A 246-nucleotide genomic window follows, 5' to 3' on the forward strand; every position below is an offset into this window, starting at 1 on the left:
ATTAACAACAATAGCCATTCTTTCACCTCATACCGTTAAATCATTTTCTAATTTTATTTCTAAAGCCCTTTTTAATAGTTTCTGTAAAACTGCAGTAAAAGTTCCTATCACAATTGAAGCAAAAATAATAATGAAGCCCACGGTTCCTATAAAAGGGTGTAAGGCGTTTTGTGTGATGAGAAAAATACTCCCAATGACATATAAAATCGTAATTACTATGGCGCAGTATTTTATATTCCCTAATGC

The 246-nt window shown here is 31.7% G+C and carries 1 protein-coding gene; it reads right to left on the reverse strand.

What is annotated here, in order from left to right:
• Positions 1 to 27: 27 nt before the first annotated feature.
• Positions 28 to 246, reverse strand: a 219-nt coding sequence (locus AOA60_RS29595) for a DUF2975 domain-containing protein (protein ID WP_143522596.1), incomplete at its 5' end; no start/stop codon positions are given.

Origin of the sequence: Pseudomonas sp. 2822-17 (genome assembly GCF_002742485.1) — a bacterium.
Lineage (GTDB): Bacteria > Pseudomonadota > Gammaproteobacteria > Pseudomonadales > Pseudomonadaceae > Aquipseudomonas > Aquipseudomonas cyclaminis.